Source organism: Mesorhizobium sp. M1312 (genome assembly GCF_040318115.1).
Lineage (GTDB): Bacteria > Pseudomonadota > Alphaproteobacteria > Rhizobiales > Rhizobiaceae > Mesorhizobium.
On sequence record NZ_JAMYLQ010000002.1, the window covers coordinates 175,197 to 188,991 of the forward strand.

Annotated in this window: 14 protein-coding genes and 2 pseudogenes; 4 read left to right on the plus strand and 12 right to left on the minus strand. The window is 63.5% G+C overall.

Annotated elements, in window-relative coordinates; all coding sequences use genetic code 11:
• From NKH36_RS03535 to NKH36_RS03565, 7 genes and pseudogenes are all read right to left on the minus strand, one after another.
• Positions 1 to 588 (minus strand): annotated as a pseudogene (locus NKH36_RS03535) (NAD(P)H-dependent oxidoreductase).
• Positions 588 to 1,169: an NAD(P)H-dependent oxidoreductase gene (locus NKH36_RS03540; protein ID WP_352960085.1), complete on the minus strand. Its 582-nt coding sequence runs from the start codon at positions 1,167 to 1,169 to the stop codon at positions 588 to 590. Before NKH36_RS03540 ends, NKH36_RS03535 begins: the two are co-directional and overlap by 1 nt.
• Positions 1,169 to 2,569 carry an FAD-binding oxidoreductase gene (locus NKH36_RS03545; RefSeq protein WP_502911952.1) on the minus strand — a complete coding sequence of 467 codons (1,401 nt, stop codon included), beginning with the start codon at positions 2,567 to 2,569 and terminating at the stop codon, positions 1,169 to 1,171. Before NKH36_RS03545 ends, NKH36_RS03540 begins: the two co-directional genes overlap by 1 nt.
• Positions 2,566 to 3,879 (minus strand): cytosine deaminase, encoded by a 1,314-nt coding sequence (locus NKH36_RS03550; RefSeq protein ID WP_502911953.1) that lies wholly within the window; start codon positions 3,877 to 3,879, stop codon positions 2,566 to 2,568. Before NKH36_RS03550 ends, NKH36_RS03545 begins: the two co-directional genes overlap by 4 nt.
• A gap of 229 nt (positions 3,880 to 4,108) precedes the next feature.
• Positions 4,109 to 4,960 (minus strand): ABC transporter permease, encoded by an 852-nt coding sequence (locus NKH36_RS03555; protein WP_352960087.1) that lies wholly within the window; start codon positions 4,958 to 4,960, stop codon positions 4,109 to 4,111.
• A complete protein-coding gene (locus NKH36_RS03560; RefSeq protein WP_352960089.1) occupies positions 4,947 to 5,777 on the minus strand; it encodes an ABC transporter ATP-binding protein in 831 nt (276 codons plus the stop codon). Before NKH36_RS03560 ends, NKH36_RS03555 begins: the two co-directional genes overlap by 14 nt.
• Before the next feature lie 9 nt (positions 5,778 to 5,786).
• Complete coding sequence (locus tag NKH36_RS03565) at positions 5,787 to 6,791, minus strand: ABC transporter substrate-binding protein (RefSeq protein WP_352960091.1); 1,005 nt, start codon at positions 6,789 to 6,791, stop codon at positions 5,787 to 5,789.
• Positions 6,792 to 7,045: 254 nt separating this feature from the next.
• On the opposite strand from NKH36_RS03565, the gene NKH36_RS03570 reads away from it, so the two are divergent.
• The 3 genes and pseudogenes from NKH36_RS03570 to NKH36_RS03580 all read left to right on the plus strand — a co-directional run bounded on the left by NKH36_RS03570 (position 7,046) and on the right by NKH36_RS03580 (position 8,513).
• Complete coding sequence (locus NKH36_RS03570; protein WP_352960093.1) at positions 7,046 to 7,429, plus strand: RidA family protein; 384 nt, start codon at positions 7,046 to 7,048, stop codon at positions 7,427 to 7,429.
• 64 nt (positions 7,430 to 7,493) lie between these two features.
• A pseudogene (locus NKH36_RS03575) lies at positions 7,494 to 7,637 on the plus strand (helix-turn-helix domain-containing protein); the annotation flags it as partial.
• Between the two features lie 33 nt (positions 7,638 to 7,670).
• Entirely contained in the window at positions 7,671 to 8,513 is an 843-nt protein-coding gene (locus NKH36_RS03580) for a creatininase family protein (protein WP_352960637.1), read from the plus strand.
• Positions 8,514 to 8,793: 280 nt separating this feature from the next.
• On the opposite strand, the gene NKH36_RS03585 is transcribed toward NKH36_RS03580, so the two are convergent.
• Together NKH36_RS03585 and cobD are read right to left on the minus strand one after the other, a co-directional pair.
• A complete protein-coding gene (locus NKH36_RS03585) occupies positions 8,794 to 9,303 on the minus strand; it encodes a tyrosine phosphatase family protein (RefSeq protein ID WP_352960095.1) in 510 nt (169 codons plus the stop codon).
• A gap of 115 nt (positions 9,304 to 9,418) precedes the next feature.
• The gene (gene cobD, locus NKH36_RS03590) at positions 9,419 to 10,459 is read right to left on the minus strand and encodes a threonine-phosphate decarboxylase CobD (protein WP_352960097.1); all 1,041 of its coding nucleotides are present in this window, start codon (positions 10,457 to 10,459) and stop codon (positions 9,419 to 9,421) included.
• On the opposite strand from cobD, the gene cbiB reads away from it, so the two are divergent.
• Positions 10,458 to 11,426, plus strand: a complete 969-nt coding sequence (cbiB, locus tag NKH36_RS03595) for an adenosylcobinamide-phosphate synthase CbiB (protein ID WP_352960099.1) — start codon at positions 10,458 to 10,460, stop codon at positions 11,424 to 11,426. The two genes, cobD and cbiB, sit on opposite strands and share 2 nt — an antisense overlap.
• 418 nt (positions 11,427 to 11,844) lie before the next feature.
• On the opposite strand, the gene cobO is transcribed toward cbiB, so the two are convergent.
• From cobO to NKH36_RS03610, 3 genes are read right to left on the minus strand one after another with little or no spacing between them, the layout of a single operon-like run.
• Positions 11,845 to 12,462: a cob(I)yrinic acid a,c-diamide adenosyltransferase gene (gene cobO, locus NKH36_RS03600; protein WP_352960101.1), complete on the minus strand. Its 618-nt coding sequence runs from the start codon at positions 12,460 to 12,462 to the stop codon at positions 11,845 to 11,847.
• Position 12,463: 1 nt separating this feature from the next.
• Positions 12,464 to 12,961 (minus strand): bifunctional adenosylcobinamide kinase/adenosylcobinamide-phosphate guanylyltransferase, encoded by a 498-nt coding sequence (gene cobU / locus NKH36_RS03605; RefSeq protein ID WP_502911966.1) that lies wholly within the window; start codon positions 12,959 to 12,961, stop codon positions 12,464 to 12,466.
• A 22-nt stretch (positions 12,962 to 12,983) separates the two neighbouring features.
• Positions 12,984 to 13,784: a CbtA family protein gene (locus NKH36_RS03610; RefSeq protein ID WP_352960105.1), complete on the minus strand. Its 801-nt coding sequence runs from the start codon at positions 13,782 to 13,784 to the stop codon at positions 12,984 to 12,986.
• Positions 13,785 to 13,795 lie beyond the last annotated feature (11 nt).

Here is a 13,795-nt window from a genome sequence, read left to right on the forward strand (position 1 = left end):
TCAGAAGCGCTCCAGCTTCGTTCGCACTTTCTCCAGAAACGCCGCCCTCGTCTTCGGCGTCGATGCATCCATGAGATAGTGAGCCAGGAAGAACGTCCTGCAACGGGTGGCGCAGAGCGCCCGCATGCCGCGCAGAATGGTCTTGCGCCCAGGCTGGCCGACAACAACGCTCCACCAGGTCGGTGCACCGCAGGTAGTGATCACCCCGATCTTCGTCACGTGCCTCATCAGCGACTGGATCCGCCCCTTGCCCACCGGCAGCCGGAAGGCGACGTCGGTCGCCCAGACCCGGTCGAGCCAGCCCTTCAGCATTGCCGGCAGCCCATACCACCATGTCGGATAGATGAAGAGGATTGCCTGGGCCCATTTGAGGTGGTCGATGTGCGGTTTGAGCGCCGGATCCTGCGGGGCGTGCTCATTGTAGGAGCGTCGCTCGCCGCAGCCCATGACCGGATCGAAATTTTCCGTATAGAGGTCGAGCAACCGCACCTCTCAGCCCCTCGCCTTCAGCACCTCGATGGCACTATCCCGGATCGCGGTACAAAAGCTTCCCGGGACCGGATGGCAATAAACCACCAGGACCCGCATCAGAAGGCATCCATGCTGGCGGCGACTTTCGCCGTGAATCTCTTCCGCGTTTCATCGGTCGACAGGTTCATCGAATAATGCGCGAGATAGGACACGGAGGCACCTGGCTTGACCGCGGCGCGCAACACACGCTTGACCAGCTTGCGCGGCGGGTCGCCCATCAGCATGGCGTGCAGCCGGCTGCCGCCATAGGTGGTGACCGCCGCTAGCTTGTGGATGTTGTGCAGCGACGGCTGCACCTTGCCATTGACCAGCTTGAACGACACGCCGGGCAGGAAGACGCGGTCGAAAAAGCCTTTCAGGATCGCCGGATAGCCGTAGTTCCACACCGGAAACGACAGCACCAGCGCCTCTGCCCGCAGCAGGCGCTGGACATAGAGCGCTGCCGGATCACCGGCGCCGCGCTCGTCGTGGTAGCCGAGCCGTTCGGCCCGCGTCAGCCGCGGGTCGAAATCCTCGGCATAGAGGTCGCAGTCGTCGACCGCGTGACCAGCGGCCGTCAGCCGCTCGACGATCACCTTGTGCAAACCGGCATTGAAGCTGGTCTCAACCGGATGGGCGTAGAGAACGAGGATTTTCATCACCCCGCCTTCTGCAACCCCTTGAACAGGAACGACTTGCCCGAGCGATAATCGTAGTCCGGGTTTTCCCAGGCGATCATCTTGCCGGGATTGAGCAGCCCTTGCGGATCGGTCTCGCGCTTGAAGGCGAGCTGCACCTCGTCCGTCTGCTTCATGCCGCCCTCTTCCAGCGTGTAGCGGTGCGGATTGAAGACCCAGCAGCCACTGTCCTCGTGGATGCGGATGATCTCGTCGAGCCGCGCGGCCGTCGTGAAGCGCACCAACGGCAGTCCGGCCACGCCGATCGCGCCGTCGAAGCGGATGAATTCGAGATGTGTCGGCACCTCGTCGCCGAAGCGATCGATCATCGCCTTGACGTAAGCCAGGTGATCCGGCGAGGGATAGCGGGTCTGCAGATAGGTAATCGTCGGGTCGACCCTGATGGCACGCAGCGTCGTGTGGTTCCAGGTCAGCTCATAGGCCGGCGGCAGGCCCTTGAGATCGGCCTCCTTGTCGGCGCGGAAGACGATCTCGCCCTTGCTGCGCGCCGTGAGGGCGACAAAGGCGTCCATTGCATGCGGCGCAATCATGCATACGACGATGCTTTGCTCGCGCCTGAAAAACCGCTGGTGCCGCTTGAAATAGTCGTAGGGGATCGGAGCGGCGATCGGCGTGATCAGCTTCGCCAGAATGCCGTCCTGGATGGCGAGATCGTCGCCGAAGCCGGCCGCATCCATGAAATCGTCGAACCCGACGATGACATCGACCCAGTCGTAAGCAGCGGTCAGCGGCATCTCGACCTCGGTGATGATGCCGTTGGTGCCGTAGGCATGCATCACCTTCAGCACCTCCTCGCCGCTAAGGTCCATGATGCGAGGCTCCGCTTCCATCGTCACGGTCCTGAGCCGGATGACATTGCCGAGGTCGCGCAGCCCACCCCAGCGGATCGAGCCGACGCCGCCCGATCCGCCGGCAACGAACCCGCCTATGCTCGCGGTGTTGTAGGTCGATGGCGACATTCGCAGCTCCTGGCCGGAATGCGCGCGCGTCGCCCTGTCGATGTCGGCGAGGACGGCGCCGGGTCCGGTCACGACGCGGCCGGGCGCGATCGACTTCACCGCATTCATCTCGGCAAGGTTGAGCACGACGCCGCCGGACAGCGGCATCGCCTGCCCGTAATTGCCGGTGCCGCTGCCGCGCGGCGTCACCGGCACGCCGTGTCGGTGGCAGGCGGCAAGCACGCGGATCACCTCGTCTTCCGTCTTCGGCGTTACGATCAGGTCGCCGGTCACATGGTCGAGCTGTTGCTTCAGCACCGGGCTGTACCAGTAGAAATCGCGGCTCTTCTGCTGGACGATCGCCGGATGGTCGTCGATCTTCAGACCGTCGAGGTCGCGCTTCAGTGCCGAAAGGTCCATCATCCCACCATCAGATCGTCGAGTTCGGCATAGTCGGGCAATTGGCGCTCGATGGCGCGGCCATCGCGCACGACGATGCGATCCGATTCGGGCCGCGACAGCAATTCCGTCCAGCTCCGCCCCCTAAAGAGAACGAAATCGGCAGCGCCGCCGGCCCCAAGCGTGCCAAAACCGTCGAGCCGCATCACCTTGGCCGGCGTCGAAGTCACCGCCTGTGGCCAATCGCCGACCGGGTGATCGAAATGCAGGATGCGCGTCGCCATGCGGTAGACCTCCAGCATGTCGAGATCGCCATAGGCGTAGAACGGATCGCGGGTGTTATCGGAAGCGACGGCGACCGAGATGCCGCGCGCCTTCATCTCGTGCAGCAGCGTCACGCCGCGCCAGCGCGGCGTGGTCTTGTCGCCACGCCTGTCCTGCAAATAGAGATTGCACATCGGCAGCGACACCACGGCAAGCCCCGCCTTCGCCACCTTGTCCAGCGTGTCGAGTATGTCGAGATCGGGCTGGCGTGCCAGCGAGCAGCAGTGGCCGACGAGGATGTTTCCCTCAAAACCGTTCCACAAGGCCGCCTCGGCGATCTTCTTCAGCGAGATCGCCGAGATATCATCGGTCTCGTCGGCATGGAAATCGAGGTCGAGGCCATGCTTGATCGCCTGCGCAAACACCTGGTCGAGAAGCTCTTCCAGGTCCGGCAGCATATAAGTGACGACGCCGAGCACGCCGTTGGCCGCGGCTACGCGTTTGGCCAGCCTTTCGAACCACTTCCTGTCGCGCACGCCTTCGATGCCAAGCAGGCAGGCCGCCTGCAGCTCGATGCGGCCACGCCATTTCTCCCGTATCGTCTCGAACACCGGCCAGGAGATCTCTTCCTGCGGCGCGACGCTGTCGAGATGGGTGCGGAGTGCCCTGGTGCCGTGCGCGTAGGCTGAGCGCAGCGAAAAATCCATGCGGCGGGCGACGTCCTCGGCGCTCCAGCGGGCGGCACGGTCGGCGCCGGTGGCGTTCAGCGCGCCCATGAAGGTGCCGTCCGAATTGGGTTTTCGAGGCCAGATATGGCCCTTGTCGATATGCGTGTGGCAGTCGACGAAACACGGCATGACAATGCGGCCGCCGAGGTCGACGGCGCCTGCCGGTGCATTGGACTGGCCGCGCGCGGTAATGCTGGAGACTTTGTCGTCGGCGACAGCGATATCGGCGAGCGCGAAGCCGTCGGCATCGAAGGCTGCGGCAAGGTCCGGCGTCAGTGATGCATGAAGCCGGACATTGGAAAGTACGAATTGGCCGGCTTCGGGGATCACTTCTGAGGTCATCGCTGCCCCTCATCCGCCTGCCGGCACCTTCTCCCCGTATCGACGCGGGGAGAAGGTGTTGGCAGCGACCGTGGCATACTTTCAGCAACGCCGGTGATTGGCGAAACCGTCGATGAAGGCGTCCTTCTCCCCGTCTCTATACGGGGGGAAGTGCCCGGCAGGGCGATGAGGGGCAGCGCTAACGCAGGGGTTGGCGACCGGCAGCTTTTACCTTGAACACACAGCACCGTCATCGCTCCTGCTTCAGCGCGCTCTCGTGCCAGCGGCGCAGAATGAGGTGCGACATCAACGACAGCACCAGGAAGATCAGAATGCCGGTGAACGAAATCAGGATCAGCGCCGCGAACAGCCGCGGTGCGTTGAGCCGGTAGCCGGCCTCGATGATGCGCGAGGCCAGCCCCGACGACTGTCCCTGGGCCCCGGCGACGAACTCCGCCACCACCGCGCCGATCAGCGACAGGCCGCCTGCGATCTTCAGCCCGCCGAGGAAATACGGCATCGCCGCCGGCAGGCGCAGGTAGCGCAATTGTTGCCAGCGGGTCGCGCCGTTGAGCCTGAACATGTCGCGCAGATTGCGGTCGACCGAGTTGAGACCGAGCGTGGTGTTGGATAGGATCGGAAAGAAGGCGACGATCCAGGCACAAAGCAAAAGCTTCGTCGTCTGGTTGTCGACATAGATGTTGATCAGCGGGAAGACCGCGACGATCGGCGTCACCTGCAGCACGATGGCAAACGGGAAGAACGACATCTCTACCCACTTCGATTGCGCGAACAGCACCGCCAGCCCGACACCGCCGACGACGGCCAGAAGCAGGCTGAGGAAGGTGATCTTGAGCGTCACCAGCAGCGAGGAGAACAGCAGCCCCGCATCGTCGAACAGCGTTTGCAACACCACACCGGGGCGCGGCAGGATATATTTCGGGATGTCGTTCCAGACGCAGATGCGGTCCCACAGCCAGATCGCCAGGATCATGATCGCCAGCGGCAGCAGCCATCGGCCGATTTGCTCGAGCCGTTCCTGGCGCACGCGACGCGCCTCCTCGGGGTCGAGCTTCAGCGCGTGTTCTTCAATGGCCGTCATGATGCGGTCCGGCAGTTGAGTTGATGGCGCCGATCAGCACGTCGGATGCCTGGCGGCAGAGCGCGGCATAGTCGGGCGAGGTACGGAAGGTCTCGTTGCGCGGGTAGGGCGCATCGATGGCCAGTTCTTTGAACACCCGGCCCGGTCGCGCCGCCATGACGACGACGCGGTTGGAGAGGAAAACGCTTTCGAAGACGCTATGGGTGACGAAGACGACGGTAAAACGCTCGTCCTGCCACAGTTCCAGAAGATCGTTGTTGAGCTTGAAGCGGGTGATCTCGTCCAGCGCCGCGAACGGCTCGTCCATCAGCAGAATACGCGGCTTGGTCACCATGGCGCGGGCGATCGAGACGCGCATCTTCATGCCGCCGGACAGCTCGCGCGGCACGGCATTCTCGAACCCGGTCAGGTGGACCCGCGCCAGCATCTCCATCACGACAGGCGCAGCCTTGGCCCGCGACACGCCCTTCAGCCGCAGCGGCAGCCAGACATTGTCGAAGACATCGGCCCAGGGCAGCAGCGTCGGCTCCTGGAAGACGAAGCCGATATTCGAGCGGTCGACAGAGCTGCTGCCGCGCCAGTCGAGTACGCCGGAGGTCGGCGTGGCAAGACCCGCAATGACGCGCAAGGCCGTCGACTTGCCGCAGCCGGACGGGCCGAGAAGGCTGAGAAAGTCGCCTTCCCGGATCGTCAGGTCGACGTCGCTGAGCGCTGTCACGCCGTTGGAAAAGACCTTGCCGACACCACGCAGCGCCAGCAGCATCGGACCTTTGCCCGATGCGCTTGCCGGCGCTTGCGCCACTTTCTCTTGCATCATGCCCGGGTGCTATTTCTTCAGGTCGATCCCGACGCCTTTGTTGACGAAGGCCAGCGTGTAGGACTTCTTGATGTCGACGCCGGCCGGCACGACCTTGGCCTTGACCATCTTGTCGTAGAAGCTCTGGATGCGCGCGTCTGTCATCGCACCGATGCCGAGTTTTTCCGTATCGCCGGAATCGACGATGCCGAATTTCTTCATCTGCTCGATCGAAAACGCGATCTGCTCGTCGCTGATGTCGGGGTTGTCCTTCTTGATCGCCGCGTTGGCGGCAGCGTTGTCGCCGTAGAGATAATTGTACCAACCCTTGGCCGAGCCATCGACGAAGCACTGAACCACCTCCGGCCGCTTATCGATCGTGGCCTGCATGGTCTCGATCGTCGTCGCATAGGTGTCGAAGCCGTAGTCGGCAAGCAGGAACAGATTGGGCTGGAAGCCGCCTTCCTTGGCGACGGCGAAGGGCTCCGAGGTCACGTAACCCTGTTGGATCGACTTCTTGTTGGCGATGAAAGGTGCGGGGTTGAACGTGTAGGGCACGCGCTTGGCCGGATCGAAGCCGAATTCCGTGATCATCCATTGGAAGAAGCTCTGCGCCCCTTCGTCGCCGATGATGTACTGGTCCGCGTTCTTCAAATCCTCCCATTTGTCGAGCCCCTGACCCGGATGGGACATGATCACCTGCGGCTCTTTCTGGAAGGAGGCGGCGACCACTCGCAGCGGAATCTCCTGCTGAACGGCGTCGAAGGCCTGCAGCATGTTGCCGCCCATGTAGAAGTCGATCTTGCCGGCGAGCAGCAGCGGCCGACCGCTGACCTGCGGGCCACCTTGCATGATCGTTACATCGAGCCCGCAAGCGGCATAGGTGCCATCAGCGGCCGCCTGATAGTAGCCGCCGTGCTCGGCTTGGGCGAGCCAGTTGGTGCCGAAAGTGACTTTTTCATTTGCTGCCGCGCTCAGCGTGCTTGCGGCAAGCAGCACGATCGCGCCCACCGAAATCTTAAGTTTTCCGTCCATCCACACCACCCTCTGCTGACTCCGGCGCGCCACGCACCGGGCTCGACACCATCGATTCAAGAAGCAAGACACATGCCATCACCGAGGCCGCCCGCCTGCGCAACGGTGGTGCACGAAGGCCGGACGGTCATGCTGTACCGGAGGCATCGTGCCTATTTTTTGAACGCCTGTCCACAATCGCCCTGATAGTATGCACTGCATCTTGAACGGGCCGCCAATCCGGCTTTAGGCTGGACATCAGATTGGAGATTTTCATGTTCAAATTCCTGGCGCCGAAGTCGATCAAGCCGCCCTTCGCCCGCTACAGTCATGGCATCGAGGTGCCTCCCGGCAAGAGGCTGGTGCTGTGTTCGGGCCAGGTCGCCATCACTGCGGACGATCAGATCCCTGAGGATGCGGGCGCACAGGCGGAACTCTGTTTTCAGAATATATCAGCGATTCTCGGCGACGCCGGGCTTGGACTTTCCGACATCGTCCGCATCAACGCCTATGTCACCGACCGCGCCTTCCTGCGGCCCTACATGGACGTCCGCGACCGGCTGTTCACCAGCCCGGCACCGGCTTCGACGGTGATGATCGTATCCGGTTTTGCGCGGCCGGAATTCAAGGTCGAGATCGAGGTCATCGCGGCAGGGTAATTTTTGATTAGGCGTTTTCGCCTATCGTTGTTTAAACGTGTATGGCCGCCAGCGTGGGAAATCAATGATCGATCTTGCAGCGCAAATTCTCCGTCTGCGCAGAGCCTTGGGGCTGAACCAATCGGCATTCGCAGAACTAATTGGCGTTGACCAATCCACTATTTCGAAGTGGGGTGTTGGAAAAAACAGTCCGAATGGCAGGACTCTACTGAGGCTCAATGAGTTAGCTCGAAAAAACGGTTTGCCAAACATTACCGAACCGCATGATGTCAGCCCGGCGCCAGCACTGGTTCAGAGACGCGTGTGGTGGGGCGATTACCGGACCACCGAATACGCCACCATCGATCCGGAGGCGACGATCGCGGTTCTGCCGGTGGCGGCGATCGAACAGCACGGGCCGCATCTGCCGGTTTCGACCGATACTTCGATCATGACCGGCATGCTCGAAACGGTGATCGCCCGCCTGCCCGGCGATCTCGACATCCGCATCCTGCCGGTCCAGGCAGTGGGCAAGTCGAATGAACACCTGCATGCGCCGGGAACCCTCACTCTACCGGCGGCGACCTTGATCGAGGCGTGGACGGAGCTTGGCCTGTCTATCGCGCGGGCCGGGTTAAGGAAACTGATCGTCGTCAACTCGCATGGTGGCAACGAGGAGATCATGGGCATCATGACGCGAGAATTGCGCGTGCGTGCAAAGATGCTGGCGGTGAAGACGAGCTGGCAGCGCTTTGGCCGGCCGGCCGGTATGTATACCGAGCTTGAGGACCGCCAGGGGATCCATGGCGGCGATGTCGAGACCTCGCTGATGCTGCATTTCCGGCCTGATCTCGTCGACATGGCAAAGGCCGACAATTTCGTGTCCAACGTCGCCCGCGCCGAAACGGAATTTTCGCTGCTGCGCCACACCGGAACGCACGCCTTCGCCTGGATCGCCACCGATCTCAACCCGAACGGCGTGGTCGGCGACGCCAGCATTGCAACGGCCGAAAAGGGCCGGCTGACCGCCAACCATCAGGCCGACGGCTTCATCAGCCTCTTGAAAGATGTGCGCAAGGCGAAGCTGGCCGACTGGCTGGCCTAGGAGGCTCTCCGCCAGCGCCGCGCCGCCCCTCACCTGCCTGCCGGCATCCTCTCCCCGTAAACGGGGCGAGGGACGCTATCATCGACGGTTTCGCCAATCGCCAGCGTTGACGAAAGGGGCCAGCGTTGCTGCCAGCCCGTTCTCCCCGTCACTATACGGGGAGAAGATGCCGGCAGGCAGATGAGGGCAGCGCCGACGTCGCCAATACCTGCAGCGATCACAGCACGATTAGGTTGCTTGGTGGCTTGATGGCTCAAACAACCCTCCTCAAGACTAGGAATCAGGCGTCGATCTTCAACGCAAACGGTGTGCCTTCGAAGGCCTCCGCGCCGCGCCCGATCGCCTGGATCGCACGGGTCATGCGGCCGTTGCGGTCAAGCAGCGCGTCGGCGACCGCGATCAGCCGCGGGTTGGGTGTTGCCGTCGGCGACAGCGCGCGCAGCGTCTCAGCCAATTCGACCTCGCAGCGCTTCGGCGCCAATGCCGCCGCAATGATGTAGGCCGAGGCGGTCGACCGGCTGATACCGGCATAGCAATGCACGACCAGCGGCCTTGTACGGCCCCATTGCCGCGCGAAATCGAGCAGGTCGCGGACATGCTCCTCGCCCGGCATGGTCATGCCCTCTTGCGCGACAGCAATGTCGTGCATGACCAGATGCAGATGGTTCTCCTGGGCGATCGACGCCGGCCGTGTCACCTCGGTGCCGGCAGCTAGCAGGGAAAGCAGCCGCTCGGCGCCGGTTTTTGCGACCGTTTCCTCGACCTTCGACAGCGAACAGACATGGATCATTGCTTGATCTCCCTAATGCATGTCGCGCAAAAGTGCGCAGCGGTTTTGCAATAACGACATGCATAAAAAAAGAACTTAAAGCGCGTCGCATGAATCTGTTCAAATGCGACGCGCTCTAGGCGTCATCGTCGCGCTGTTGCGCCCAGTCGGCAAGAGCCGATTCGAGCCGCTGCCATTCCTCGTCCGGGCCCGGCAGCCCGGCGCGCAGCAGATGCGGCCGGCCGGAAAAATGGCGAAGCAGGATGCCGCGCTCGCCAAGCACCGAAAACAGGCCGGCGGCGGCTGCCAGCCTGATATAGCGAAACAGCGTGGTGCCGCCGGCGACCGGGACGCCGAAGCGGCCGAACAGCGCATCGAGCCGCGCTGCATCCTCGGCCAAACGCCGCCGCATCTCGGCCTGCCAGCTGCTGTCGGCAAGCGCGCGGATACCGTATTCGAGCGCCGGGCCGGCGACCGCCCATGGCCCGAACTGCGCCTCGAGCCGTTCGACCGTCAGCGCGTCGGCCAGTGCAAAGCCGAGCCGCAGGCCGGCGAGGCCAAAGAACTTGCCGAAGGAACGCAGTACGACGATGCCGCCTTGCTCGACATCGCCGGTCAGGCTCTCGCCAAGCGGGCCGACATCCATGAACGCCTCGTCGACGACCAGCAACCCGCCTCTGGCGCGCAATTTTTTGGCAAGCTCAAGCAGCCTCTCGCGCTCGACAATACGCCCGTCCGGATTGTTGGGATTGACGACGATGGCGAGGTCGGCCCCTGCCAGGACCCCGAAATCATCGACCTCCGTCACAGCATGGCCGGCGATCGCCGCTGCCCGCTGATGTTCGGCATAGGTCGGCCCGAGCACCAGCGCCTTGCCGGGGCTCACAAGCGAGGCGACGCGCGGCAACAGGATCTGCGTGCCGGGCGCCGCCACCACATTCGCTGCCGATGGCGCGCCATAGGCGCTTGCCGCGATGTCGGCCAGATCACGGACCCGCGCAGCTTCCGGCAATCTGGACAGGGCGGTGGCGGGCAGATCGAAAAACGGATAGGAGTGCGGATTGATACCGGTCGAGAGGTCGACGAAGGGTTGTGGCGCGCGGGGGAAAAGCGTCCTCGCCCGGCCAAGGCTTCCGCCGTGATCCACCACTGCCGCCGTTCCATCAAGAGACTTCATGTCGATCCTGACCGCTTTCCTGTCACTGGTTATTGAATTCGCCGTCGGCTACCCGGCCTGGCTGTTCGGCGCCATCGGCCATCCCGTCACCTGGTTTGGCAGGCTGATATCCTTTCTCGACCGCAGGCTCAACCGCGCCACCGATTCCGACGCCGTCCGTCGGCGGCGCGGCGTTGAGGCGCTGCTGATCATCGTGCTGGTGCCGGCCACCATCGCGTTCGCGGTGGAAACCACGCTTGCGGGCATTCCGGCCGGATTGATCCTCACGGCGATTTTGGCGACATCGCTGCTGTCACAGAAGAGCCTGGCCGAGCATGTCGAGGCGGTCGCCGACGGGCTCGACAATGGTGGACTCGACATCGGCCGTGTTGCCGTCTCGCGGATCGTCGGCCGCGACCCAGAAAAGCTCGACAGACCCGGCGTCTGCCGCGCGGCGATCGAAAGCCTGGCAGAGAATTTTTCCGACGGCGTCGTCGCACCCGTCTTCTGGATCGGCGTCGGCGGGCTGGCCGGCGGCGTCGCTTACAAGGCCGCCAATACCGCTGATTCGATGATCGGCCACCGCACGCCGCGCCACGAGGCTTTCGGCCGGGCAGCAGCGCGCTTCGACGATCTGATCAACCTGCCGGCGTCGCGGCTGACCGCGCTGCTCATCGTGCTCGCCGCCTTCCTCGTCAAAGGCGCCGATGCCGGCAATGCCTGGCGCACCGTGCAGCGAGACGCGAAAAAGCACCGCTCGCCCAATGCCGGCTGGCCGGAGGCCGCGATGGCCGGCGCGCTCGGCCTGGCGCTCGCTGGCCCGCGTTCCTATGACGGCGTCATGGTCGACGACGCGTTCATGGGCGAAGGCGGCCGCCGCGATGTCGAGAGCATGGACATCAGGCGGGCGCTGAAACTCTACCGAGTCGCCGACTTTCTGCTGATCGCGCTGTTCGGCTTGCTGTCGGTGATCGTCATCGCTGCGTGACGTTTAATCCGGTCGAGATCGGCTAAAACATAAACCCGCCTCAAAGGCGGGTCGCTGGCGCGAATCTGCACCATGAATAAATTCCTAGCATAACTGCCGTCACAAAGCAATTGATTTCGGGCCACGACGTGGCCAATCGCTTCAGGTTTGCGCTGCCCCTCATCGCCCTGCCGGGCACTTCTCCCCGTATAGTGACGGGGAGAAGAACGCCTTCGCAAAGGATTTCGCCAATCTCCAGCGTTGCAGAAAGGGTGCCGAGGGTCGCGACAAGCCCCTTCTCCCCGTCGCTATACGGGGAGAAGGTGCCGGCAGGCGGATGAGGGGCAGCGCCGACATCGACAATTGGTCATTCCAACATGAGTTGGAGGTTATCTTTGTCTGAAGCCATTGCGCTACCCCAGCGCGCGGGCAAAACCTCTCAGAACTCTATGCCTTGCTGTGCCTTCACGCCGGCGGAAAAGTGATGCTTGGTCACGCCCATCTCGGTGACCAGATCGGCGGCATCGACCAGCGCCGGCTTGGCGTTGCGGCCGGTGACGACGACATGCAGGTTTTCGCGGCGCCCTTTCAGCGCCGCTATCACCATCTCCAGATCGAGGTAGTCGTATCGCAGCGCGATGTTCAACTCGTCGAGCACCAGAAGGCTGATCGATGGATCGGCCATCAGCTCTAGCACCTTGGCCCAGGCCGCCTCGGCTGCCGCGATGTCGCGCTTCAGATCCTGGGTTTCCCAGGTGAAGCCCTCGCCCATCGTGTGCCAGACGACCCGATCGCCGAAAGCGGCAAAGGCGTCCTTCTCGCCGGTGTGCCATTTGCCCTTGATGAACTGGACAACGCCGACGCGCTTACCGTAGCCGATCATCCTCAGCGCCAGCCCGAAGGCGGCAGTGGTCTTGCCCTTGCCGGGCCCGGTGTTGACGATCAGCAGCCCCTTCTCGACCGTCTTTGCCGCGACCTCGGCGTCCTGCACCGCCTTGCGCTTGGCCATCTTGGCGCGGTGGCGTTCCTCGTCCTTGGGATCGATAGTATCAGCCATGTCACTTCACCTTGAGAGGCAGCCCCGCCACCATCAGCAGCACCGTATCGGACACTGCCGCAACTTGCTGGTTGAGCCGGCCGGCGGCATCGCGAAACCGGCGAGCCAACGCATTGTCCGGCACAATGCCCTGGCCGACCTCGTTGGAAACCACGAACCACGGCCCGCGCGGCCGCGACAGCAAATCCACCAGCCCTCGGCATTCAGCCTCAACGTCATCTTCGGCCAGCATATGGTTGGTCAGCCACAAAGTCAGGCAGTCGATCAGGACAGGCCGGTCGGCAGGCAGCGTCTCGATCGCACCGACGAGATCGAGCGGCGCGTCGATGGTCGTCCAGCCCTCGCCGCGCCGCGACCGGTGCAGCGCGATACGCTCGCGCATCTCGCCGTCATAGGCTTGCGCCGTGGCGATATAGGTCCACGGCGCCGGACAGGCCGTCACCAATCTTTCGGCATGCGCGCTCTTGCCGGAGCGCGCACCGCCGATGACTAGGGTCAGCGTCCCGCCGGAAGCAACGCGATCAGGCAAAGCTGTCGCGCAGGCCGGTCGTCGTGCCGGTCAAGCGGCCGCGCACCACGCCGACGACCGCGCCGAGCGCCAGCCAGAACACCAGATTGGTCAGCGTCACCGCCACCACGAACTGGTGGTGCAGGCCTTCCGGGATCGGCGACTCGAAACTGTCGGGCTGCGGCGCGCCGACGATATGCGGCGCCACGATCAACGCTACGGCAATCAGCGCCAGCGGCAGCGACTTGCGGAAGGCAAGCAGGCCGAGGCCGGCCGCCGTCGCCACCACCGTCGCCATCCACCAGATCTGGCGCTGGGTGAGATCGGCCGCCGGCATTGCCGGCAGTTCGGGCGGCAGGCCAAGATTCGGTGCCAGCGTGAACACCGCAAAGCCGGCAAGGCCCCAGAACACGCCCTGACGCCAATTGCCGATGCCGCCGGCGAACTCCGAAGCGGCGACCAGGATCAGCGCAAAGCCGATGCCGGTGACGACATTCGCAACGACATTGAAAGCGAAGCGCTCGAAGCCATCGGCTGGCGCCCAGCCTTCGTCTTCCTCGGTGGCTGCTTCAGCCGGCATCGGTGCGGCGCTGCTCATGGCATTTTCTGCCGATGCGGCGGTGCTCATGGCATTGGTGTCTGGCGCTGCCGGTGCGGCGGCATGGTCATGCGTGTGGCCGCCGCCGGCCTGTTCGTAAACTTCCGCCTTGAGGATGAGCGGCACCGTGGCGTAGGCCTGCATGCAGGCGAGAACGACGCCAGCCACTAGCCCTGCGATCGCCGCGATGAACACGACGTTGCGAAACAGTGTCATGATGTCAGCCT